At 72.5% G+C, this 1,696-nt stretch carries 1 protein-coding gene; it reads left to right on the forward strand.

What is annotated here, in order from left to right:
• Positions 1-1,002: 1,002 nt before the first annotated feature.
• On the forward strand, positions 1,003-1,696 hold a 694-nt coding region (locus AC08OO_RS04515), incomplete at its 3' end, for a nucleoside-diphosphate sugar epimerase/dehydratase (RefSeq protein ID WP_476611774.1).

The raw sequence follows: 1,696 nt of genomic DNA on the forward strand, positions 1-1,696 counted from the left end.
GTCACCGCCCTGCCCTGAGGCGGCTGGCTGCCGGGTAGGCCGGCGGAGGGTCGGGGCCGGCGGAGGGTCGGGGCCGGCGGAGGGTCGGGGCCGGCGGAGGACCGGGACGGCAGCCGGCGCCTGCCTGGGCGCCCCCACCCGTCCGGCAGGCGCCGACCGTCCCGTGACTGTGCTCACCGGCCTCACCCGGGCGGCATCACTCCAGGTGACATCAATCCCGGGGACGTCACCCCGGCGATATCACGTCGGCGACGTCGCACGGGGCGCGCCGGATCGCACAGCCCCACCCCCCCGGTGCCCGCGGGGGCGGGCAGCCGACGGATCCCGAGTCGAGACCCGCGATCCATAACGCAGAGTAGCATTATCGCCGCTGTTTGTGTGCGCAGTGTATGCGTCAGGCGTCCGTGGGTCGATGGTGTCCGTTATGTCCGCATCGGTGGGCGGACTTGGAAGGTTCGTCGACTCGGAAGGTTCGTCATGGCGGTCGCTGCCCGACGACCGCATCTCTGTTACTGTGAGTCGCCATAAACGCACGGATCACGCCATCGCCACGGTCGGCGGTCGGGGCGCCACGCCGCCATCGCCTGGCCGGGCCGCTGGTAGATCGTCTCGGCGCAGCCGGTAACGTTGCCCCCGTGACCACGGAGCGCCACCCGTGTCGGCGTCCGGTACTCCAGTTCGCTCCGGCGTGTGCCGACACACTCCAGTGGGACCTGGATGATGCGTGCGTTCGGCTCGTCGTTCGGGACGGCCCACAGTCAGTGGCGGGGGGAAGATCGCTGGAGGTCCGGTCGATGTACCACCGAGGGATGAATTCGTGGCTGTCTGAGCGAGGGGTGCCGCGGGCCGCCGAACGGGGAGGACGATGACACCTCCGGGCCCGCTCGGATCCTCGTTCGGGCTCGGGCTCGGGCACGTGCCGGCGTCACTGGGCCAGTCCGTTCGGCCGGGTCCGGTCGGTGTCGTCGACGCGCGCCGTCGCGGTGCTGGGGGGGACCACGAGTGACGGAGACGGTGTCCGGCGGCACGCGCGCGACCGCTGGGTCGAACTTCGTTCCGCGCACCCGCGGCGGGCAGGGGATGCCGTTCCCGCCGGACGCGCCGGCGGGAACGGCCGGCCGGCCCGCCGGCGCACCGCCGAGCCGCACGGCCACCGGGCCCGGCGGGCGGCACAGCGCGGGGCGGGTGAGCCCGGCCGCCGTCGAGACGGGCGGCTATCGCGCTCAGGTGACCTGGGAACGGCGTTACGTCCGGCTGCTCGTCCTGTTCGACGCGGCCGCCTGCGTGGTGGCAGCGGGGCTCGCGTACTTCGTGCGATTCGGTGACCTGGTCGACTTCGGCACCCAGCCGGTGTCCTCCAAGCCGTACATCCTCATGACGGTTCTGCTGCCGCTCGCCTGGGTGCTGGCGATGTCCCTGAACCGGGCCTACGAGAGCCGGTTCCTCGGTGGCGGGTCGGAGGAGTTCCGGCGGGTGGTCAACACGGCGGCCCGGTTCACCGCGGCGGTGGCCATCGCCTCGTATGCGACGAAGGCGGAGATCGCCCGTAGTTACGTGCTGATCGCCTTCCCGGCCGCGACCCTGTTCTCCATGGTGGGTCGGGTCGTCGGCCGCGGCCTCCTACACCGGATGCGCCGGGCCGGTCGTTGCCTGCACCGGGTGCTCGTGGTCGGGGCCGGGGAGTCGGCTGCCACCC

The organism is Frankia sp. CeCAU1, assembly GCF_977971845.1.